The sequence below is a fragment of the Chryseobacterium oranimense genome (genome assembly GCF_900129755.1).
In the GTDB taxonomy this organism is placed as follows: domain Bacteria; phylum Bacteroidota; class Bacteroidia; order Flavobacteriales; family Weeksellaceae; genus Chryseobacterium; species Chryseobacterium oranimense.
On sequence record NZ_FQWT01000002.1, the window covers coordinates 133,136 to 154,425 of the forward strand.

Here is a 21,290-nt window from a genome sequence, read left to right on the forward strand (position 1 = left end):
TTATGGTTTAAATGCCTGGTATTGATTTTTAAATGTCTGGTAAGCCTGTTCATCAATACTGAACTCTCCGTACCAAACATAATCGAAGATATAAGACAGCTCAGAAAATTCTTTTTTCAGATGCTCTGCTTTAAGTTCCATCAGATAATCCTTATTGGTCTTTTCAGGGTTCCAGCTGATCTGCTTTTTGTCGCTCAGCTTTTTCAGAACAAAAAGGAACTGATAACGCACCGCTGAACGGAAATCTCCTTGCCTTTCAAATTTTGAAATGCTTTCCGGAAAATTGATCTCGTGGATATTTTCATGAAGTTCTTCCGCATTAATCTCTACTTTTCTGTTTTTCTTACCGAAGAAAAGGTTTCCCTCTTTGCCCATCAGATAATTAATGATAAAATATAAAAGGAACCCTACCAGGACAATGGCAAACAGACGAATAAGGATGGTGGTAATCTTAGCAGAATTGGTAAAGGCCGTTTCACCAAAAATACTTTGCAGGATTTTGTCTATCCTTCTCATCAGCTTTTGGAAGAAAGACTCTCTCGGCTTCGAAACCGAATAATCAAATTCATTTCCTTTATATCTTGACTGAAGATTTTCTTTAAATGTCTTGGGATACAGCGTATTTTCCGAAACCGGCTTCCGGATCAGCACAGAATCTGCACGAAGCATGTTCCGGTAATGTCCTGTCACTAGGGAGTCAACAATATAGTCTTCTACCGTTGCAGGCTCATTCTCATCCTGTGCACGAACAGGACAAACAGAGAAAAAAAGCAGCAGAAAAAGAAGAATTTTATTCATTGATGCCTATGGTTTCTATTTCTTCAAGTTCAACTTTCTGGTGAAGATCCGTCCTGCTGTCATAATACATCAGCCCTGCATTGATGTACATCAGGTTGGAAAGCAATAATGAAGCAAGCATTGAAAATCCATAAAATATAAAGAAAATGACTCCGGCAACTCCGGCAAAAGGATTCTCTTCAAAGTTTCCGTTTGGAGTGGTTGTCAGAAGTGATCCGTAAAAAAAGAACATTGGAATCAATGTAAAAACCGAAGTAATCATATACATAATAATGAACATGATAATGGATGCTCCCCAGTATTTCCAGTAAGGGGATTTTTCGTTTCCGTTAGGATAAGAAAACTGGGATCTTATGGAATAACTTAAGCTTTCTATAAAGCCTCTTTTTGTATTAAAATAATCATACATCAGAAATGCCGAGACATTGAATGCCGTAGGGTAAAAAAGCAGCATCAGGAAGAAGCCAATGATGATGAACATCAGCAAATAGGAAAAGCCTAAAAGGATCATCATAACAGGCAATACAAGAAAGAGCATTCCTATACCCATTTTGGCAATTCTTCCGGCGTTTTTTTTGAAATCTCCCAGGATCTCATCCGTTTTTACCTTTTGAGCACCTTCAGTAATTCTTTTCAGATAAAAAACCGGATACAGGTAATTAATGATCATCAGAAGAGCAAAAAGTATAAAAATAAGTATTGCAGAAACAATGAGCATTCCGGCATTTTCTGAAAAATATCTTTCAAAATAATAGCTTTCTCCCCCTACATTGGAACCGATAAGCTGTCCGAAAATTTCTCTGAATCCGAAAATCACTACCGCAATTGTTAGCGTTAGCAGTAATCCGTTGATAAGGATATAGTTTTTAAAATAATTTTTTCCGTATAATTTGAAAAAATTAAAGCTGTCACTGATGAAAGCTCCGAATTCTCTTTTTTTATAAAACTGCATGATTGGTCTGGTTATTAATTCTTTTATAAACCACCGAAGGATAAACGAAATAGTAAAATCCTATAATGGCCAGTGAACTGAATATGATAGCTAAATTTACCACCAGCGGCATTTTCAAAGCATGTCTTGTCACATAGCCTTCGATAATTCCTGCACAAATGGTAAATGGTATGGTACTGAGAAAAATTTTAAAAGAGTCCTTGAACCCTGTTTTGAAAGAATTAAATCTTGAAAATGTTCTGGGAAACAGAATGCTCGCTCCAAGGATTAGTCCGCACATAGCTTCCACAACCATTGCGAAGATCTCGAAAACCCCATGAAGCCAGATTCCTCTTGCGCTGTCTTTCAAAGCCCCGTAATCGTAGAAAAAATATTGAAAAGATCCCAGCATGACACTGTTGGAAAGCAGGGCAAACAAAGTTCCCACCCCTCCGGTTATGCCATAGATATACAGTTTCGCCCCCACTCCGATATTATTGAAAATAATCCCGATGGTACTTCCCCAGGTGGAGCCGCTCTGATAGATTCCGACAGCATTTCCCTTTTTAATATTCTCTATTGTCTCATTTACATAATCTTCCCCAAGAATGATCTTGGCAAAATCTTTATCATAAGCCCCGGAAAGCACTCCTATTGAAGTAAACAGAATAAAAAAGAGAAAAGCATACATAAGATATCTCCTGTACTGATAGATCAGCAGGGGAACTTCTGTTCTGAAAAAATAAAACAGCCTGTTCTCTTCTACTCTTTTCGTTTTATAGATCTTCTGAAATATCTGTGAAGACAAATGGTTCAGATATACTGTTGTATTGCTTTTAGGATAATAGGTCTGTGCAAATGAAAGATCGTTGATCAGGTTGATGTACAACGAAGACAGGTCATCAGGATTTTTTTTTATTTTCCCTTGAATAACCTGTTCAATTCCCAACCATTTTTCTTTATTTTGTTTAATGAAATAAACTTCTCTCATAATTGTAAGGCTAAAATAATAAAAATTATGTCTCAAATTGCGATAAATACCTCACAAAATGTAAATATTAACTTTACTATTGCAAGTGTTGGAGAAAGAATGCTCGCCTTCATTATCGATCTGTTGATAAAGGTTGCCTATGCCGTGATTATATTCTATCTTTTCTTCAATGTTTTTGATCTGGGGTATTTATTAGCCGGGCTTGATCAATGGTCCGTCATGGCTGTTTATATTGTGCTTACATTCCCCGTTTACATTTATCCGGTCGTCCTGGAAAGCCTCATGGAAGGGCAGACTCCTGGAAAAAAGCTCATGAAAATCAGGGTAGTGAAAATTGATGGCTACCAGGCCAGTTTTGGTGATTACCTGATCCGTTGGATGTTCAGGCTGATTGATACTTCATTCGCCGGTGTCGTAGGTCTTATTTCTATGATTGTTTCCAAAAATAATCAACGTCTGGGAGATATTGCTTCCGGCACTGCTGTAATTTCTTTAAAAAACAATATCAATATTTCCCATACCATTTTGGAAAATATTCATGAAAGCTATGTCCCATCGTTTCCTCAGGTCATTGCCTTAAGCGATAATGATATGCGGATCATCAAGGATAATTATACCAAAGCCCTGAAAGTTGACGACCGCCAGATCATCAGCAGACTTTCTGACAAGATTAAAAGCATTCTCAAGCTTGAAATAGACCCTGCAAAAATGACGGAGAGACAGTTTATTAATGTAGTGATCAAGGATTATAATTATTATACAGGGAAAGATAATTAATGAAGTATTGTTGTCAATGGTCAAATTTTACTTCGCAAATAAACACTTAATTTAACGTTCAGAAATCGTTTTTCAATTTTTTCGGATTAAAAATTGACTGCGAAAAAGATATACTATTGACAATTCACAATCAGCCATTACCTATTACTCATCATTTATTACTTATAATAACTCGTCGGTGTAGTTTTTGTATCTTTAAAAACAAAGGTTTGAATTATGAAATTTGAAAACAATAAATCAGGAAACGGCGGCGTGATTACGCTGAACAATGAGATTAAAGAAGTAGGAAGACTTACATACACCATTTTTCCGGAAGATAATAAGTTTATCATTTCTTTTGTCCTGGTACATCCGGAATTTGAAGGCAGGGGAATGGGTAAATACCTGGTTGAGGAAGCCATAAAATTTGCCAGAGAAAATAACTGGAAAGTATATCCTCACTGCTCTTATGCAAGAGCGGTAATGACAAGAATGAATGATGTAGATGATATTTTTCTAAAGAACTAAAACTTCTTTCACCAGAATCTCTTCAATATCATCCGGGTAATCTACTCTTAAGTGATGATCTGCCGCAACCCATTGCATAATCTCCTGAAGATTCAGCACTTTAGAATTTGGGATTCCCATAAGATTTAGGGCACTCGCATTGCATTCCTGCTCATATTGATTATGAATAGGAATCACAAACAGCTTTTTATCTAAGAAAAGTGCTTCTGCAGGAGTTTCAAAGCCGGCATTGCATAAAATACCGTCACAGCTTTCAAAGTATTGCAGATAACGCATTTCATCAATAGGGAAAATTTCTACATTTTTTATTTTAACCTGAACTTTGCTGTACTTTGAAAAAACTTTCCATTCTACAGGAATCTGTTTCAGGACCTTGATGATATTTTCGTCTGCAAAGCTGGGAAGATATACAAGATAGTGCCCTTTTTTATCCGGATTAAGATTTCGGATTTTATGCCTGATCACTGGTTTTTTGATCTGTGGATGGTAATTTTCAAAATGGAACCCGATTTTCCTTTCACTGGGAACATAGTATTTGAGAATCAGCTCACCAAAAAAATCTTTCTTTTCAGGCTTTGGTGTTTCAGGGAAACTCATCGATGCCTGATGGCTCAGTTCAATCATCGGCAGTTTTTTGAGTTTTCCTGCCCAGCCGGTAAGAGGTTCATAATCATTGATGATCAGATCGTACTGTGAGAGTTCCAGTTCCCTGATGTTTTTTACCGCTTCAAGAAATTTGTTTTCAGTAAATGTTTTACGGTAAGATAAACCGCCTGTTTTGTTATAAAGAAGGGAAATACCCCTGTATTGAAAGTTAATGTCAAAACCGGCCTTTAATTGTGACTGGTGACCGCTGATCAATGTATCGACCGAAGCATATTTTTTGAGTATAGGAATAATTTCCTGCGCTCTGGCAACATGTCCGTTTCCTGTTCCCTGAAATGCATACAATACTTTCATTTAAGAAAAATTAGTTACTATTTTCAGAAGTTCGGAACTGTCCATATCCTGAATTTCTTCTGCTTCGTCGTCTTTAAGAGAATCTTTATGATCATCATAATAAAATATTTTCCATTCGTTATTATGATACTCAAGAGCGGAAAGATTTTCGATCCAGTCCCCGGAATTAAGATAAGTACACGATCCTTTTTTAGTAACAACTTCCCGGATCTGAGGCTGGTGGATATGTCCACAGATCACATAATCATAATGATTATCAATAGCCAGTTCTGAAGCAGTCAGCTCAAAGTCCCCGATGTACTTTACCGCTTTTTTTACATTATTTTTGATCTTTTTGGAAAATGAATACTTTTCTCTACCCATTTTCTCTAAAAACCAGTTTACAATGTTGTTAATGACAATCAGAAGATCATACCCTTTCCCACCAAGTTTTGCAATCCATTTAGAGTGCTGAACGGATGCATCAAAAACATCTCCATGAAATATCCAGGTCTTTTTTTGATCAATATCAAGACAGATCTTGTTACAAACTTTTAGTTTACCCAATTCAAAATCGGTAAACTTACGGAACATTTCATCGTGATTCCCTGTAATGTAATAAACCTGTGTGTTTTTAGTAGCAAATGAAAGGATCTTTTTGATCACTTTCAAATGAGGTTTAGGGAAGTAAGACTTTTTAAACTGCCAGATATCAATAATATCACCGTTTAAAACCAGTGTTTTAGGCTGGATAGAATTGAGATACCGTAACAGCTCTTTAGCCTTACATCCATAAGTTCCCAAATGAACATCCGATATGACAACCAATTCAACGTTTCTTTTCATAGTTTTATGCAAAGAAACTAATTGAAAGTTAACTGTATATGAATGCTATATTATTTTTTTACAGAGAATTCATCAATTCATCCGTGATCTCCATATTATGATAAACATTCTGTACATCATCATCATCTTCGAAACGCTCAAGCATTTTCATATTGGCTTTGAACTGCTCTTCACTAACTTCTTTGGTATTGTTTGGAATTCTTTGAAGTTCAGCGCTTTTTGCTTCAATTTTCAATTCGTCTAATTTATGCGACAATGAACCGAAATCCTCAAAAGCTGTAGTAATCATTACTTCCTCTTCATCCTTTTCCACATCTTCAGCACCACCGTCGATCATTTCCATTTCAAAATCATCCCAATCCATCTTGATCTGGGCCAAATCGATTGTAAAAATTCCTTTTCTGTCGAAGATGAAGGCTAATTCCCCATTTTTACCAAGGTTACCGTCAAATTTATTGAAGATAGCTCTTACGTTGGCAACAGTTCTGGTTGTGTTGTTGGTAGTACATTCAACAAAGAAAGCAACACCACCCTGTCCATATCCTTCGTAGGTAACTTCTTCGTAGTTCTCCGCATCCGCACCACTTGCTTTTTTGATAGCTCTTTCCACATTATCTTTAGGCATATTAGCCCCTTTGGCATTCTGAATACATCTTCTTAAAGCCGGGTTGGCTTCAGGATCTGCACCTCCCGCTTTTACTGCCAGTGCTATGTCTTTACCGATTTTGGAGAAAGTTTTGGCCATTTTATCCCATCTGGCCATTTTAGAAGCTTTTCTATATTCAAATGCTCTTCCCATTTTAATTTTTAAATTTCAACAAAATTAATTAAAAGTCAACAAAAAAAAAATACCCCCGAATAATCGGAGGTATTTATTATTTAGAAAAATTAATTATTTTTTCTTTTTAACTACTTTTTTCTTAGCCGGAGCTTTTTTAGTAGCTTTTTTTACTGGAGCATCTTCGTAATCTTTTTTCTTGATTGCGTTCCACTCGTTAGCATCTTCGATAGCAGTTACGATAACTTTTCTATCTGCTTGTCTTTCAGCATCAGAAGCTTTTTCAGAAACTGTAGCTTTAGTTTCACCAACTCCGATTGACTTAAGAGCATTTACATCAACTCCTCTAGCTTCTAAAGCAGCAACTACTGAAGCAGCTCTTTGTCTAGAAAGTTTCAAGTTGTAATCAGCAGAACCTTTAGCATCAGTTTGACCTTCAACTAGGTAGTTACCACCGTCAGTTTTGATAATCTTCGCAGCGTTATCTAGTTTAGCGCTAGATTCTGGTCTGATAGTCGCTTTGTTGAAATCGAAGAAGATACCTTTAAGAGCTTCTGTAGTTTCAATAGCAGTTTGTTTCTTAGGCTTAGGACATCCGTTGTATTCTGGAAGACCTGGAACTGTAGGACAAGCGTCATCTTTATCTAAGATTCCGTCACCGTCTGTATCTGGCCAAGGACAACCGTTGTTTTCAGCAGGACCTGCTACTGTAGGACAAGCATCATCTTTGTCGATAACACCGTCACCATCTGTATCTGGCCAAGGACAACCGTTGTTTTCAACTGGACCAGCTACTTCTGGACATTGATCGTCTTTATCTGGAACTCCGTCACCGTCAGTATCAGGACATCCTTGGAATTCTGGTAGACCTGGAGTATCTGGACAAAGGTCATCTTTATCTAGGATACCATCCTTATCTCTATCTCTGTTACCAAATCTGAATAAGATTGATGCAGAAGCTTGCCAGAAGTTAGCATAGTTTGCTTTATCTCCAGGAGTTGATACATAATCTCCCTGAATACCAAGACCGAAGTTTTTAGTTACCCAGAAGTTAGCACCTGCACCTGTAGAAACTGTAAAGTGATTAGCTTTACCATTTTCATTACCACCGTCTCCGTTAGTAATAAGCTCTCCTCTGTAATCATATCTAGGGAAAGAAAGGGCAGTGTAGTCATGTCTCAGGTAGTTAGCACCAACTCTTAAATATGGATCGAACCAAGATTCTTCATCCCATAAAAGACCAGCTGCTTTAGCCTGGAAACCAAGACCTGTCATTAGGAAAAATTCTTTTCCCATGTTAAATCTCTTGTTATCTACATTACCTACGGAAGTCTGCCAGTCGATAACTAAACCTTTACCGATGTTTCTAGCAACTGTTAATTTAGATAATGGAGGTGTAATAGAGAAGTTGTTCACATTGAACATTGTCTTCGTTAAATTATTAGCAGAGAACGTATTACTAAAGTTGTTTCTCTGTGCCTTGTGATTTTCCGCATGAGCACCAACTCCGATCAACCACGGATTATTGGTAGTCTGGGCAAAGACAGTAGAGGCAACCGTAAGCGCCAATGCTGAAATTCCTAATTTTAGATTTTTCATAGAATTAAATGATTAAATAATTGATAATGCAAAATAAATATAATTTTTCTTTATATACAAAGTTTTTTGAATGATTTTTAACTTTTCTTTAATATTCTGTCCAGGTTACGTTTATTTTCTCTATCTTTTATCGCTTCCCTTTTATCAAAGAGTTTTTTACCTCTACCAAGCGCAATGAGCACCTTTGCTTTACCCTTGTCTGTGATATATAATTTAAGAGGTATAATTGTGTTTCCAGCATCCTTTAACTTTTTTTCAAGTTTCTGCAATTCTTTTTTGTGCAACAGCAATTTCCGTTCCCTTTTTGTTTTGTGATTGTAAAAAGTTCCTAATTTGTACTCGTCAATCATCATATTAATAATGTACAATTCCCCATCAATAAACTGACAGAAGGATTCTGTAATAGATGCTTTGGACGAGCGTAAAGATTTTATTTCTGTACCCGTTAATACCATCCCTGCTTCAAATTCTTCAAGGATTTCGTATTCAAAACGGGCTCTTCTGTTTAATATATTTACTGTTTTTTCGATCTTCATTGTAAAAAATTCGTGATTAAAATGGATTGGAATATACTCCAATCTTTACTTAGCAGCCTTTCCGGACTGGTCTTTGTTTATTTCGTTAATGAAATATAGAAAAAATACCCCATATTTAAAAACTTGACTATTACATTATTACGAAATACCCAAATTCTTTTCGTATTTTTGCGCCAAATTTACAAAACTATATGTTAACAGTATCTAACTTATCTTTACAATTCGGGAAAAGAGTTCTTTTTGACGAGGTAAATATTATGTTTACCAAGGGAAACTGCTACGGGATTATCGGAGCAAACGGTGCGGGGAAATCTACATTCCTTAAAATATTAACAGGAAAGCAGGATCCTACTACAGGGCATGTATCTTTGGAGCCGGGGAAAAGAATGTCAGTATTGGAGCAGGATCACTTTGCTTACGATCAGTTTACTGTTCTTGAGGCTGTTTTAAGAGGAAACAAAAAATTATTTGAAATAAAAGAGGAAATGGATTCTTTATATGCTAAAGAAGACTTTTCCGATGAAGATGGAATCAAGGCAGGAGAATTAGGTGTAATTTATGATGAAATGGGTGGATGGACTGCTGAATCTGATGCACAGACCATGCTATCCAATGTAGGTATTAAAGATGATATGCACTGGCAGATGATGAGTGAACTTGAGAACAAGGACAAAGTAAAGGTTCTTTTGGCTCAGGCTCTTTTTGGAAATCCAGATGTACTGATTCTGGATGAGCCTACGAATGACCTTGACATTGACACAATTTCATGGTTGGAAGACTTCCTTGCTGATTATGAAAACACAGTAATTGTTGTTTCTCACGACCGTCACTTCCTGGATACCGTTTGTACGCATATCGGGGATTTAGATTATGCTAAACTTAACCTTTATACAGGGAACTACTCTTTCTGGTATCAGGCTTCACAGTTAGCGACAAGACAAAGAGCACAGGCGAATAAAAAAGCAGAAGAAAAGAAGAAAGAACTTCAGGACTTCATTGCAAGATTCAGCTCCAACGTTGCGAAAGCGAAACAGGCTACTGCAAGAAAGAAAATGATCGATAAACTGAACATTGATGATATCAAGCCTTCTTCAAGAAGATATCCGGCTATTATTTTCGAAATGGAAAGAGAAGCAGGAGATCAGATTCTTGATGTAAAAGGTCTTGAAAAAACAAAAGACGGGGAATTGTTATTCTCAAACATCGACTTAAATCTTAAGAAAGGAGATAAAGTTGCCGTTCTTTCCAAAAACTCTCTTGCTATTACTGAATTTTTCGAAATTCTTGCAGGAAATGTTGAAGCTGATAAAGGAACAGTGGCCTGGGGAGTTACTACCAACCAGTCTTACATGCCTTTGGATAACACCAATTTCTTCCAGGAAGATTTAAGCCTGGTTGACTGGTTGAGACAATTCACTAAAAACGACGAAGAGCGTCACGAGGAATTCGTAAGAGGATTCCTGGGAAGAATGCTTTTCTCAGGTGATGAAGCTCTGAAATCATGTAAAGTGCTTTCCGGAGGTGAAAAAATGAGATGTATGTTCAGCAGAATGATGCTTCAGAAAGCAAACGTTCTTTTGCTGGATGAACCTACCAACCACTTAGACCTTGAAAGTATCACAACATTGAACAATTCATTGTCTAACTTTAAAGGAAACCTTCTGTTAGCATCTCATGACCACGAAATGCTTTCAACAGTCTGTAACCGAATCATTGAGCTGACTCCAGCTGGAATCATCGACAGAGAAATGACTTACGATGAATATCTTGCTGATAAAAAAGTGAAAGAACTTAGAGAAAAAATGTACTCATAATTTCTTAGACAACATTAAAATTCATTATAAAAAAAATTCCTCAAAGTAGCTTTGAGGAATTTTTATTTTATTAAATAGTTATTTTATTTCGTAAGCTTTGTTTTAGGAAGAGCCACTGTTCCGGGATCTTTCCATAATCCGTCTTTTTCAGCTCTCTTCTTGATAGCCTGAGCTCTTTTTTCACTATCCGGATGGGAATTGAACATTTTTTCAAAACCGGTCTGTGTACTACCTTCAGAAAGTAATGCCAGTTTTTTGAATGCTGAATAAGCTCCTACTACATTATAATTATTCGCTTTCATGAAATCATAAGAGTAAGTATCCGCTTCAGATTCCTGCTTTTTGCTGTGAGAAGCATCCAGGAATTCGTTAGCCATTTTTCCCACCTGACTGTCATTTAAGGCCGCTACAGTTCCTGACGCTGACGATGCTGCATCCAGGGCTGCTGCTTTTAAATAAGCAGATTTAATCGCATCTTTAGTATCCTGATTTTTCACGTGACCGATCTCATGCCCGATTACTGCTAAAAGCTCATCATCCGTCATGATATCCATTAACGAAGAAAAAACGCGGACACTTCCGTCTGCACATGCAAAAGCATTGATATCCTTTACTTTGTAAACCTTGTAATTCAGGACCAGCCCATCCTGAGACTTGTGCTTTCCGAAAAGTTTGTTAAGTCTTACAGTATAAGGATCCTTTGGCCCTGCTACCGGATTGTTTTTATCCATCCAGTCAACAGATTCTTTTGAAAGTTTTACGGCATCTTCGTTGGTAAAAGTAAGCGCTTTTGCTCCTTTCGAAACAACACCGGCAGCTTTTCCAAGATTGATTTTCTGTGCCGATACAGCATTCATAGCCCCTAAGAATAGAAGGCAGAGTGTAATTTTTTTCATGATTATTTTTAATTTGGACCGCGAAGATAGATATTTTTTTTCAACAATCAGGAAGTCAAGTTCATCCTTAATCATTTCAAAATGCTATTTTTTTTCCTTATTTTTGTGAAATGAGTCAGAAATGGATTTATAAGCCCGAACCCGATGAGGAAGTTGTGGACAGATTAAGTTCGTCACTTGGTTTTGGTACTTTTGAATCTAAACTCCTCGTTCTAAGAGGAATTGACAATTATCAAAAGGCCAGAGAATTCTTCAAACCGAACCTCAACGATATACACAACCCGTTCTTAATGGCAGATATGCAGAAAGCTGTAGAGCGCATTGCCACAGCCATTGAAAACGGTGAAAAAATACTGGTTTATGGAGATTACGATGTAGACGGAACCACAGCCGTTGCCCTCATGTACCTTTACCTCAGCAAAATTGTTGAGAAAAAATATTTAGATTACTACATCCCCGACAGGAATTCTGAAGGATACGGAATTTCTACCGAAGGTATTGATTTTGCCAAAGAAAACGGTTTTTCCCTGATTATCGCTCTAGACTGCGGTATCAAAGCAACCGACATGGTAAAATATGCCCAGGACAAGAATATTGATTTTATTATCTGTGACCACCACCTTCCGGGTGACGAGATCCCGAATGCAGTAGCTGTTCTGGATCCGAAAAGAAATGACTGCAGATATCCTTTTAAAGAACTTTCAGGATGTGGTGTGGGCTTTAAGCTGTGCCAGGGACTGAACACCATCTATAAAATTCCTGAATCCGAATTATTTGAACTTACGGATCTTCTGGCAATTTCCATTGCTGCAGATATTGTTTCGATGACCGGCGAAAACAGGGTTCTGGCCAAAATGGGCTTGAAAGTCCTCAGAAAAACCAGAAACCTGGGGTTAAGACTATTAATTCCTGAAGATAAGCTTTCTCACTTTGAAATTTCAAATATCGTTTTTGAGATTGCTCCAAAAATTAATGCTGCCGGAAGAATTTCACAGGGAAAAGCTGCAGTGGAACTTATGGTTTCGGACAACCTGAAACATGCCAACCAGATCGTTAGCGACATTATGAATCTTAATGACGAAAGGCGCGAACTGGATATGAATTCCACACTTTCTGCGTTGAACCAGATCGTTGAATCCCAGCAGCAGACAAAATACTCCACCATTGTTTACCATCCTGAATGGAACAAAGGAGTAATCGGGATTGTAGCTTCAAGGCTTATTGAAACCTATTATAAGCCGACACTTGTATTTACAGACGGAAACAATGGGGAAATGGTAGCTTCTGCAAGATCCGTTTCGGATTTTGACGTGCATGAAGCCCTGGACATGTGTTCTGAGTTTTTCCTGAAGTTCGGCGGGCATCATGCTGCGGCCGGGCTTTCCATGGAAAAGGATAAATTTGAAGCTTTCAAAATAAAATTTGAGAAAATCGTCTCCGAAAAAATCCAGGAACACCAGCAGGAACCTTCCATCACGATTGATTCCGAGATTAAAATTGATGAGATCAACCGGGAATTTATCAATTTCCACAGAAAACTGGCACCATTTGGTCCTCATAATATGAAACCTATTCTTACATTAACTGACCAGAAACTCTCCGGCTATGTAAAAACAATGGGAAAAGACAACAATCACCTGAAATTTTACATCAAGCAGGAATCCACCGGCAGAAATATAGAATGTGTCGGTTTTAAACTCGGACAGTATGTGGAAGATTTTAAAAATAAAAACTTTGATCTTGCCTTTACTTTAGAAGAAAACCATTGGAAAGGCAATGTAACGCACTACTTAAATATAAAGGATGTAAAATTTAGGGATTAATTACTGCTACCTGCAACCTATCATCTACTACCTAGCAATCAATGAAAAAAATCGGTTTATTTTTTGGTTCCTTTAATCCTATACATATCGGACATTTAATTCTGGCTAATTATATTCTGGAAAATTCCGATATGGATGAATTGTGGTTTGTAGTAAGTCCACAGAATCCATTTAAGGATAAAAAGTCTCTTCTAAAAGATCACAACAGGCTGGATATGGTACAGCTTGCCGTGAAAAGCTATCCGAATATGAGGGCTTCAAATGTAGAGTTTTCACTTCCTAAGCCGAGCTATACGATTGATACGCTTACCTATCTTCATGAAAAATATCCGGATTATTCCTTCAGCCTGATTATGGGTGAAGATAATTTAAGCAGTCTTCACAAATGGAAAAACTCTGATCTTCTGATTAAAAATCATCACATCATTGTATACCCAAGGGTTTTTGAAGGGGAAAAGAAAGATTCCGAATACCTGCAACATGAAAATATTTCTATGATAAAAGCTCCCGTAATTGAACTTTCTGCCACAGAGATCAGAAATATGATCAGAGACGGAAAAAATGTACGTCCGATGCTTCCACCGGAAGTTTTTGATTATTTGGATGGAAGCAGTTTTTATAAGTAATTTTGTCAATAAGAAGTTAGAGTCTATAAATTAGATTCTATATGTCCACTTCCTTTCATTTATATCTTAAAATATGGAATTCATCGAAAAATTTTTCTCAAAATATCCTCAGGAAAAGGTCATCAAATGGTTTAAGCTCATTTGTCTGGCTGAGGCTGTTTCGTGGTTTTTCCTATTTACAGCGATGACCTGGATACGTATTGATCCGGAAGGGGTTCTCCCGATTGTTTACATCAGTACTATCGGTAGTATTCACGGATTCTTCTTTACACTATACCTGATATTTCTTCCTGCCATAAGAAAAATATATGAATGGGATGATGAAGACAGCGTTTTTGCTTTAATTGCTGCATTTTTCCCGTTTGCCACTATTTGGATAGATAAACAATTAGCCCGATTCGACAGAGAATAACATAATATAACATAACATCAAAAAGGACCATTCTGGTCCTTTTTTTATTGAAGTGACATCCCGTATAAATATCTTATACCATCACCATCTTTTATTAAACTTTACTTACTTCTTTTAAATTTTGACCAAATTTTAATCTTCGGTGTAACAAAATCTACTATTGAATTGTCTAATTAGAGAAAGTTAAAGATAAACTGAAATTTTAAATTAAAATTTTATTAACTGATAATCAATAACTTAAATTCAATTTAAAAACATTTTAAGTACTTTGTATTGCATGATACTGTTTTTATTATATATCTTTGCTATGTTAAATAATAACAAATACAAGCTATTAAACAACTAAAATAAAATAATCATGAAAACTCAAATCTTTATTGCCGCCTTATTTTTCAGCGGACTGGCAGCTGCCCAGCAGTCAAAAGATACCCTGAAAGTAAAAAACATTGAAGCTGTCAATATCAAGAAACAGGTTTTCAAAAAGCAGAGTGACCGTTTCATTTACGATGTAGCTTCTTCCCCGATCGCAAAGGGAACGAATACCTTCAATCTCCTGAAACAAACTCCTATGATTTCAAGCATCGACGGAAAATCGTTGAAGATTATGGGAAAATCTGATGTGGTGGTTTACATCAACAACAAAAAAACCAATATGGATGCTGAAGCTCTTATAGAAATGCTGAAAGGAACTCCATCTGAGGATATCCAGAAAATTGAAGTGATTACTACGCCGGGAAGTGAATTCCAGGTAGAATCCAATGAAGGCGTCATCAATATCGTAATGAAAAAGAAAAAAAATGACGGCTACAACGGAACTCTGAAAATGAACAATGAACAGGCTTACTACAACAATCCTTCCGCAGGAGTTTCGTTTAATTTCAGAAAAAACAAATGGTCTGTAAACTCCAACTTTAATACAGGAAGCTGGACAGACAGAGAAAGATATACACTTTCCAACGGAGATTCCACATTCAGAAATGAGTCTCTTGGTTACAATGATGATCCTAATAAAAATCTCGGCGGAAGCGTAAATATTGATTATGAGATCAATAAAAATCACAGCTTAGGATTTACCTACAATATGAGGTATAATAAGAGTTTCAATTCTATTCTTGATGTAACGAACTGGCAGAATGGTACTCTTGTCAACAGAACCATCAACAACGAGAATGCCCAGACAAGAAACCACTCTTTTAATCTGAACTATGAAATAAAAACAGATTCTATCGGCAGCAAAATTACTTCCAACATTTCTTATTTATGGTTCAACAGGGATAAGATGAGCATCAACGAAAGCTTCCCATTAAATAATGATCCTAAGAACGAATACAGTGCTTTACAGCAGTCGGTACCCCAGATCATTAATAATTATGCTGCAAATATTGACTATCTGAAGAAGACTTCCAAAGGCAGCACATGGCTGATGGGACTGAGCTATAACCATACGAATACAGATAATGATACCAGACAGGACGATATTGTAGATAATGTGATTATTAATGACGTCAACCAAACGAATCACTTTATTTATAAGGAAAGAATCCTGGGGGCTTATCTTACTTATGAAAGAAAACTGAGCGAAAAGTTTTCCGGGAAAGTGGGCGCCCGCTATGAAATGACCAGAAGCAGCGGCGAAATTCTGGATAAAACAAGTTTTGACAGAAATTATAATAACCTTCTTCCCTATCTTAATTTGAATTACGCCATCAACTCAGATCATAATCTTAGCTACAGCTTCTCCAGCAGGATCAGAAGACCGAGATTCTGGGAACTGAACCCTTCAAGAACCTATTTTACTCCTAATAACTATACTCAGAATAACCCTTTCGTACTGGCTTCCAAGTTTTACAATCAGGAAATCAGCTATATGTACAAAAATGCATTTTTTGCCAATCTGAGCTTTAATTATGTAGAAGATGCTTCCAACCAGATACCGCTTCAGGGAACAGTAACCAAACCTGAAAAAGATGCCAATGGAAATCCTGTGATGGTTACCACCAAATTCTTAAGATATATCAGAACCAATTATGGAAATAACAAACAGCTGGGACTGACCCTGGGAATGAACAAATCCTGGTTCAAAGAGATCTGGACAACCAATTATTCTGTGAATTTAGGATACAGCATCTATAAAGGAACCGTATCTGAGGACCCTACTTCAGTTCCGGTTCCCGGACAGACAGAGGTGGTCAATCCTTATGTCATTGATTTCAAAAACTTTAATATATCCGGTAATATCAACAACACCATTCGTCTGTCTTCCAATAAAGACTGGTTCCTGGGACTTAATTATTACTACGGAAGCAAGGTAAAGATTGAAAGCGGAACTCTTGGGGTAAGACAGAGCTTTGATGTAAGCTTAAAGAAAATTATGGGCAACTGGACGTTTGTAGCGGAAGTATACGATCTGTTCAACCAGAATTTCAACAGCATTCAGGGCGTACAGCCGAACGGAAGCTATAACAATGTGGTGAACTTCGAATATCCAAGAATCCTGAACATCGGGGTAACCTACAACTTCGGAAACCAGAAGCTTAAAAAGGCCAGAGAAATGAAATCAGCAAATGATGCCATAAAATCAAGAACCTAAGCCATTATAAAAATTTACACCCACAGCCACACTTAAATAAGAAGAATCATGAAAAAGATCATCATATTGGCCGCAGCCATCTCAGGAAGCGTAGTTTTCGCTCAGGAGAAAAAATCCGACACTATAAAAACAAAATCCATAGAAGGAGTTACTATTACCAAGCAGGTTTTTAAAAAGCAAAGCGACCGTTTTGTATACGATGTTGCGGCTTCTCCGGTAGCCAAAGGAAATACCACTTTTGACCTGCTGAAACAGACACCGCTTCTTTCTTCAACAGATGATAAAACATTAAAGATTGCCGGGAAAAATAATGCCCTGATCTACATCAACGGAAGAAAAACCAATATGGATGCTGAATCACTGGTTCAGTTCCTGAAAAATACACCGGCAGAAAATATCCAGAAAATTGAAGTGATTACGGTTCCCGGAAGTGAGTATCAGGTAGAATCTTCGGATGGGATCATCAACATCGTTTTAAAGAAAAAAATGAGCGACGGCCTGAGCGGAAATATGAGAATGTCCAATTCACAAAACAAATATAATGCAAGCTCCGCAGCCTTTTCCGTCAATTACAGGAAAGATAAACTGGGAATCAGCGCCAATCTTAACGGCGGTGAAAGTATAGAGGCACAAACCTATACGTTAAGAAACGGAAACAGCCTTTCTTCCAACGAGTCCAAAGGAGACATCAATGATCCGAATAAAAATTTAGGCGGTTACCTCAACATTGATTATCAGCTTACAGACAACAGCAACCTGGCACTAACATGGAATACCTGGGCCAACAGAAGCTATAATTCTACCGTAGATCTGTATAATACCATCCGTTCCTATGATGCAGACAGCAAAGATTATATTTATAATTACAGCAATTCAAAGAATAATGAGAATTCACGTTCTTACAACAACTCATTGAACCTGAACTATGAGCTTAAAACAGATTCTTTGGGAAGTAAATTAAATCTTAACGCAGCCTATCTGAATTATAAAAGATTCCAGTATACCGACAACAGGACTCTTCTTCCGGATACTTCCGGAAATTATACTCTGCCGGGCAGGCAGGTGATTCAGGACCTTCCTCAGATTATTAATAACTTTTCGGGAATGGCTGATTATATTCAAAAGTTTAAAAATGATTTCACGGTATCTGTAGGTGGTAATTATAACAAAACCAAAACAGACAACGATACTAAAAACTACACCTATGAATTCGATAAAAAAGGTCAACCGATAAAACAAAAACCGGAACCGAATCATTTTATTTATGATGAAAGTATTTATGGCGTTTATTTAACACTTGAAAAAAAGTTCTCCGATAAATTGTCAGGAAAAGTAGGAACCCGATATGAAATCACACACAGTTTAGGAACTTCAGATAATGCTCCAACTGCCGATCTGCAAAGGATAGAGAGAAATTATAACAATCTTTTACCTTATCTGAGCCTGAATTATGCTATCAATGATAAAAACAATATTTCCTATGCCTTTTCAAGCAGGATGAGAAGACCGAGCTTCTGGGAGATCAACCCGGTAAGGAATATCCTGACTGAGAATAATTATACGCAAAACAACCCTTTTGTAAAAGCATCATCCACTTACAATCAGGAGCTTACGTATATGTATAAAAATTCATATTTCCTGATTTTAAATCATTCCTATTTTAAAGATGTAATTACACAGGTTCCTTTGCAGAGAGACATTCTGAAACCGAGAATTGATGCCCAGGGAAATCCTGTCACTGGTCCAGATGGAAACCCGATTATGGATCCTCACACCCAGTTGAGATACATCCGTACCAATTTTGGAGACAAACAGGAGATGTCTGCAATGGTAGGAATACAGAAATCCCTTTTCAAACAATACTGGACGACCAACTTCAATATCGGTGCACAGCATAATATCAACAACGGAAGTTTAAGTATAGATCCTACTTCGGGAGATGTTTTCCCTACTTATGAAAACAAAAGAAGGTCAACGAGCATTGTTATCCAAACCAACAACACTATCCGTCTGGATAAAAAGAAAACATGGTTTGCCGGAGTTAATTACTTCTTTGTAGATAAGCAGCAAATTGAGCTTGGGGTATTAAGAAACCTTATGAGCCTTGATCTAAGCCTAAAAAAAATCTGGAACGACTGGACATTTGCCCTGAATGTAAATGATGTTTTAAAAACCAATATTATTGAAATTGAAGATTACCAGGACAACGGAAACTATAACTATATCCATCAGAACAGATATAATAGAGGCATGACATTAAGCATTACCTACAATTTCGGAAACCAGAAAGTGAAAAAGGTAAGAGACATCGAAGGTGCTTCTGACGCCATTAAAAGCAGAACAAGATAGAACTATCATTCTTCATATTCAATTATTTTTTGTGGTAAAGCCCGCCGGAATTTCCGGCGGGTTTTTCCTATCTTTATGAGTATGAATAAAGAGCCCCTAATCAATAAACAGCTCGATAAAAAATAAACGCCTTGATAATCTCAAAGCGTTTATATGTAGTATGATTTTAAATCAGCTTCATCAACCAATTTGAAAAATTAATTTTTCTTTGCTTTCTGAAATCTAACGGAGGGAAAATGAATCTCTGCATTAAAAAAAATTCTCGCAGATTGATCTGAGATCGCAGATTTTTTAATTTCTAGTATTTTATTATTCAGACTTTACGATTTCTGTTCTTTCTGAAATTCCGTTGGCATTGAAGGCTTCGATCTGGAAATAGTAGGCATCAGTTCTATCCGCTCCGGTGAAGAAATACTCATTTTTTCCATACACCATGATGCTTCCGTATAATTTATCCGGAGATTTACCCCAATAGATCACATACCCGTCTGCATCCTGGTTTTGCTGCCATTTCATCCAGATGCTTCTTCTTTCCCCATATTTTTTAGGATCGGCTCTCAAAGGGACAAATCCTTCTACCTTTTCAGGCTTTTCTCCCGCTCCTTTTCCAAACACTCTGAAACCGCTTAATGCAAATTTTCCGGTAGGCATTTTAAGGTTTTCCATTTTCAGGAAACGGGCTTTGGCAGGCTTTTCAAGTTCTACGTAATCGTGCGGGACATCCTTTGTATTTTTGCTTTTATCAACAATCACAGTCCATTTTTTTCCGTCATTTGAGCCGTAGATCTTATACTGATGCATTTTGCCCAAGGTTTTCCCCATAAATTCAGCATCCTGATCCGCATAATTGATCTGGATAGCGTTGATGGTAGAAACTTCACCAAGATCTGTCTGGAACCATTCTCCTGAATTGCCTGTTTTTGCGCTCCAATAGGTCTTAATATCCTCATCCACCGCTAAATTCGGCTGATATCCTCCTAATGTAGAGGAAACCTGAACCGGCTTGTTGTAATTTAGCAGCATCCAGCCTGCAAAAAGACCTTTTGAGAAATCTTTTCCCTGTGCATACTGCGGAAGGAAAGTCGGATAATCCCCGTAGGCCGTATTGGTATACATTACATCATCTTTATCAAATCCTGCCGGCCAGATCCCGAGCCTTCTTTCAAAATTGTTTTTAGTGGAAATGAAAATGGTTGAAACATGCCACCAGTTTTTGTAATTGTCTTCAAAAGTGGCTCCGTGCCCTGCTCCTCTTGCAAAACCTCCGGGTTTATAAGAAAAAGGATTGTGCTGCTGGTACTCGAAACCTTCCAGAGGATTTTTGCTGACATATACTCCATCAGAATATCCGCTGAATTCTGTAGCCGGAGCTCCATACTGCATATAATATTTTCCATTGTGCTTGGTCATCCAGGCCCCCTCTACAAACGGCTGAAGAAAAACATTATCATTGTATTCCCCGAACCTTTCCCAGCCGTGGTCTTCAGGCTTTAGTTTTATAATTGGTTTTACGAAACCTTCCGACTGCAGGTTTTTAACCTTTACTTCGGTTCCCAACAACGGCCATTCATTACTGGACCCCCAGTACAGATACAATTTATTTTTATCCTCATCATAATGGAATGCAGGATCCCATGCACCAACTTTTAAAGTATCCACAGCTATTTTCCAGTCATCTTTAGTAGGATTGGTACTTTTCCAGATCGGGAAATCCTGCTCCCAGGTTGATCCGTAAACATACAGGGTATCTTTCATGGCCCAAACTGCCGGAGCATTCAGGTCATGGATGTATTTGTTGTCTCTAAGGAACTTCCTTTTCACAAATTTCCAGTCCAGCATATCATCGCTGTACCAGTATCCTTCCTGGTTGGTGGAGAAAAGGAATAATTTATTTTTAAAATTTACGATTACCGGATCAGCGGTAGCCCGATGTTTCCCCTGTTTTGAAAAAACTTCGAAAGGAGTATAGCCGTAATCAATATTAATAGGGTTACAAAATGTCTTTTGCTGGGCACCGACGAATATCCCAAGCAAAACAGCGAATGTTAAAAAGTACTGCTGTATCTTCATAGTTTTTG

The 21,290-nt window shown here is 37.3% G+C and carries 18 protein-coding genes; 8 read left to right on the top strand and 10 right to left on the bottom strand.

All coding sequences use genetic code 11. The features are described from left to right. The 3 genes from BUB03_RS07100 to BUB03_RS07110 are packed head-to-tail and all read right to left on the bottom strand — an operon-like array spanning nt 1 to nt 2,720. Nucleotides 1–798: a DUF4129 domain-containing protein gene (locus BUB03_RS07100; RefSeq protein ID WP_073061540.1), complete on the bottom strand. Its 798-nt coding sequence runs from the start codon at nt 796–798 to the stop codon at nt 1–3. Next, nucleotides 791–1,750, bottom strand: coding sequence for a DUF4013 domain-containing protein (locus BUB03_RS07105; protein ID WP_228417793.1), 960 nt, complete (start codon nt 1,748–1,750; stop codon nt 791–793). The genes BUB03_RS07100 and BUB03_RS07105 overlap by 8 nt, the downstream gene beginning before the upstream one ends. Next, nucleotides 1,737–2,720, bottom strand: coding sequence for a stage II sporulation protein M (locus BUB03_RS07110; protein ID WP_073061545.1), 984 nt, complete (start codon nt 2,718–2,720; stop codon nt 1,737–1,739). Before BUB03_RS07110 ends, BUB03_RS07105 begins: the two co-directional genes overlap by 14 nt. Nucleotides 2,721–2,747: 27 nt before the next feature. Between BUB03_RS07110 and BUB03_RS07115 the strand changes: the two genes are divergently transcribed. After that, nucleotides 2,748–3,497, top strand: coding sequence for an RDD family protein (locus BUB03_RS07115; RefSeq protein WP_040993581.1), 750 nt, complete (start codon nt 2,748–2,750; stop codon nt 3,495–3,497). 216 nt (nt 3,498–3,713) lie between these two features. Beyond that, a complete protein-coding gene (locus BUB03_RS07120; RefSeq protein WP_040993579.1) occupies nt 3,714–4,004 on the top strand; it encodes a GNAT family N-acetyltransferase in 291 nt (96 codons plus the stop codon). On the opposite strand, the gene BUB03_RS07125 is transcribed toward BUB03_RS07120, so the two are convergent. From BUB03_RS07125 to smpB, 5 genes are all read right to left on the bottom strand, one after another. After that, nucleotides 3,993–4,964 (bottom strand): glycosyltransferase family protein, encoded by a 972-nt coding sequence (locus BUB03_RS07125; protein ID WP_073061548.1) that lies wholly within the window; start codon nt 4,962–4,964, stop codon nt 3,993–3,995. The two genes, BUB03_RS07120 and BUB03_RS07125, sit on opposite strands and share 12 nt — an antisense overlap. Continuing rightward, the gene (locus tag BUB03_RS07130) at nt 4,965–5,789 is read right to left on the bottom strand and encodes a UDP-2,3-diacylglucosamine diphosphatase (protein ID WP_040993576.1); all 825 of its coding nucleotides are present in this window, start codon (nt 5,787–5,789) and stop codon (nt 4,965–4,967) included. It lies immediately after the preceding gene. Between the two features lie 58 nt (nt 5,790–5,847). Further along, complete coding sequence (locus BUB03_RS07135) at nt 5,848–6,588, bottom strand: YebC/PmpR family DNA-binding transcriptional regulator (protein ID WP_040993574.1); 741 nt, start codon at nt 6,586–6,588, stop codon at nt 5,848–5,850. Between the two features lie 93 nt (nt 6,589–6,681). After that, entirely contained in the window at nt 6,682–8,166 is a 1,485-nt protein-coding gene (locus tag BUB03_RS07140) for an OmpA family protein (protein ID WP_073061550.1), read from the bottom strand. Between the two features lie 77 nt (nt 8,167–8,243). Then, nucleotides 8,244–8,702, bottom strand: a complete 459-nt coding sequence (gene smpB, locus BUB03_RS07145) for an SsrA-binding protein SmpB (RefSeq protein ID WP_040993570.1) — start codon at nt 8,700–8,702, stop codon at nt 8,244–8,246. 191 nt (nt 8,703–8,893) lie between these two features. On the opposite strand from smpB, the gene BUB03_RS07150 reads away from it, so the two are divergent. Next, a complete protein-coding gene (locus BUB03_RS07150) occupies nt 8,894–10,516 on the top strand; it encodes an ABC-F family ATP-binding cassette domain-containing protein (RefSeq protein WP_040993568.1) in 1,623 nt (540 codons plus the stop codon). An 83-nt stretch (nt 10,517–10,599) separates the two neighbouring features. On the opposite strand, the gene BUB03_RS07155 is transcribed toward BUB03_RS07150, so the two are convergent. Continuing rightward, nucleotides 10,600–11,412 (bottom strand): M48 family metallopeptidase, encoded by an 813-nt coding sequence (locus BUB03_RS07155; RefSeq protein WP_073062686.1) that lies wholly within the window; start codon nt 11,410–11,412, stop codon nt 10,600–10,602. Nucleotides 11,413–11,522: 110 nt separating this feature from the next. Between BUB03_RS07155 and recJ the strand changes: the two genes are divergently transcribed. The 5 genes from recJ (at nt 11,523) to BUB03_RS07180 (ending at nt 19,212) form a co-directional block, all read left to right on the top strand. Beyond that, nucleotides 11,523–13,235, top strand: coding sequence for a single-stranded-DNA-specific exonuclease RecJ (recJ, locus tag BUB03_RS07160; protein ID WP_073061553.1), 1,713 nt, complete (start codon nt 11,523–11,525; stop codon nt 13,233–13,235). Nucleotides 13,236–13,276: 41 nt separating this feature from the next. Further along, nucleotides 13,277–13,861 (top strand): nicotinate (nicotinamide) nucleotide adenylyltransferase, encoded by a 585-nt coding sequence (gene nadD, locus BUB03_RS07165; RefSeq protein ID WP_040993566.1) that lies wholly within the window; start codon nt 13,277–13,279, stop codon nt 13,859–13,861. A 73-nt stretch (nt 13,862–13,934) separates the two neighbouring features. After that, nucleotides 13,935–14,273 carry a DUF3817 domain-containing protein gene (locus BUB03_RS07170; protein WP_040993564.1) on the top strand — a complete coding sequence of 113 codons (339 nt, stop codon included), beginning with the start codon at nt 13,935–13,937 and terminating at the stop codon, nt 14,271–14,273. A gap of 358 nt (nt 14,274–14,631) precedes the next feature. Then, nucleotides 14,632–16,863 (top strand): outer membrane beta-barrel family protein, encoded by a 2,232-nt coding sequence (locus tag BUB03_RS07175; RefSeq protein ID WP_073061555.1) that lies wholly within the window; start codon nt 14,632–14,634, stop codon nt 16,861–16,863. Between the two features lie 48 nt (nt 16,864–16,911). After that, complete coding sequence (locus tag BUB03_RS07180; RefSeq protein ID WP_073061558.1) at nt 16,912–19,212, top strand: TonB-dependent receptor domain-containing protein; 2,301 nt, start codon at nt 16,912–16,914, stop codon at nt 19,210–19,212. Between the two features lie 309 nt (nt 19,213–19,521). Here the strand turns inward: BUB03_RS07180 and BUB03_RS07185 are convergent, their stop codons facing one another. Continuing rightward, nucleotides 19,522–21,282 carry a discoidin domain-containing protein gene (locus BUB03_RS07185; protein WP_083538877.1) on the bottom strand — a complete coding sequence of 587 codons (1,761 nt, stop codon included), beginning with the start codon at nt 21,280–21,282 and terminating at the stop codon, nt 19,522–19,524. Between the last annotated feature and the right edge of the window lie 8 nt (nt 21,283–21,290).

Bases quoted from the DNA above. Each gene is read 5' to 3' on its own strand.
- nadD (WP_040993566.1), top strand. From the start codon at position 13,277: ATGAAAAAAATCGGTTTATTTTTTGGTTCCTTTAATCCTATACATATC.
- BUB03_RS07140 (WP_073061550.1), bottom strand. From the start codon at position 8,166: ATGAAAAATCTAAAATTAGGAATTTCAGCATTGGCGCTTACGGTTGCC.
- BUB03_RS07115 (WP_040993581.1), top strand. From the start codon at position 2,748: ATGTCTCAAATTGCGATAAATACCTCACAAAATGTAAATATTAACTTT.
- BUB03_RS07105 (WP_228417793.1), bottom strand. From the start codon at position 1,750: ATGCAGTTTTATAAAAAAAGAGAATTCGGAGCTTTCATCAGTGACAGC.
- recJ (WP_073061553.1), top strand. From the start codon at position 11,523: ATGAGTCAGAAATGGATTTATAAGCCCGAACCCGATGAGGAAGTTGTG.
- BUB03_RS07170 (WP_040993564.1), top strand. From the start codon at position 13,935: ATGGAATTCATCGAAAAATTTTTCTCAAAATATCCTCAGGAAAAGGTC.
- BUB03_RS07175 (WP_073061555.1), top strand. From the start codon at position 14,632: ATGAAAACTCAAATCTTTATTGCCGCCTTATTTTTCAGCGGACTGGCA.
- BUB03_RS07155 (WP_073062686.1), bottom strand. From the start codon at position 11,412: ATGAAAAAAATTACACTCTGCCTTCTATTCTTAGGGGCTATGAATGCT.
- BUB03_RS07180 (WP_073061558.1), top strand. From the start codon at position 16,912: ATGAAAAAGATCATCATATTGGCCGCAGCCATCTCAGGAAGCGTAGTT.
- smpB (WP_040993570.1), bottom strand. From the start codon at position 8,702: ATGAAGATCGAAAAAACAGTAAATATATTAAACAGAAGAGCCCGTTTT.
- BUB03_RS07120 (WP_040993579.1), top strand. From the start codon at position 3,714: ATGAAATTTGAAAACAATAAATCAGGAAACGGCGGCGTGATTACGCTG.
- BUB03_RS07110 (WP_073061545.1), bottom strand. From the start codon at position 2,720: ATGAGAGAAGTTTATTTCATTAAACAAAATAAAGAAAAATGGTTGGGA.
- BUB03_RS07100 (WP_073061540.1), bottom strand. From the start codon at position 798: ATGAATAAAATTCTTCTTTTTCTGCTGCTTTTTTTCTCTGTTTGTCCT.
- BUB03_RS07125 (WP_073061548.1), bottom strand. From the start codon at position 4,964: ATGAAAGTATTGTATGCATTTCAGGGAACAGGAAACGGACATGTTGCC.
- BUB03_RS07150 (WP_040993568.1), top strand. From the start codon at position 8,894: ATGTTAACAGTATCTAACTTATCTTTACAATTCGGGAAAAGAGTTCTT.
- BUB03_RS07185 (WP_083538877.1), bottom strand. From the start codon at position 21,282: ATGAAGATACAGCAGTACTTTTTAACATTCGCTGTTTTGCTTGGGATA.
- BUB03_RS07130 (WP_040993576.1), bottom strand. From the start codon at position 5,789: ATGAAAAGAAACGTTGAATTGGTTGTCATATCGGATGTTCATTTGGGA.
- BUB03_RS07135 (WP_040993574.1), bottom strand. From the start codon at position 6,588: ATGGGAAGAGCATTTGAATATAGAAAAGCTTCTAAAATGGCCAGATGG.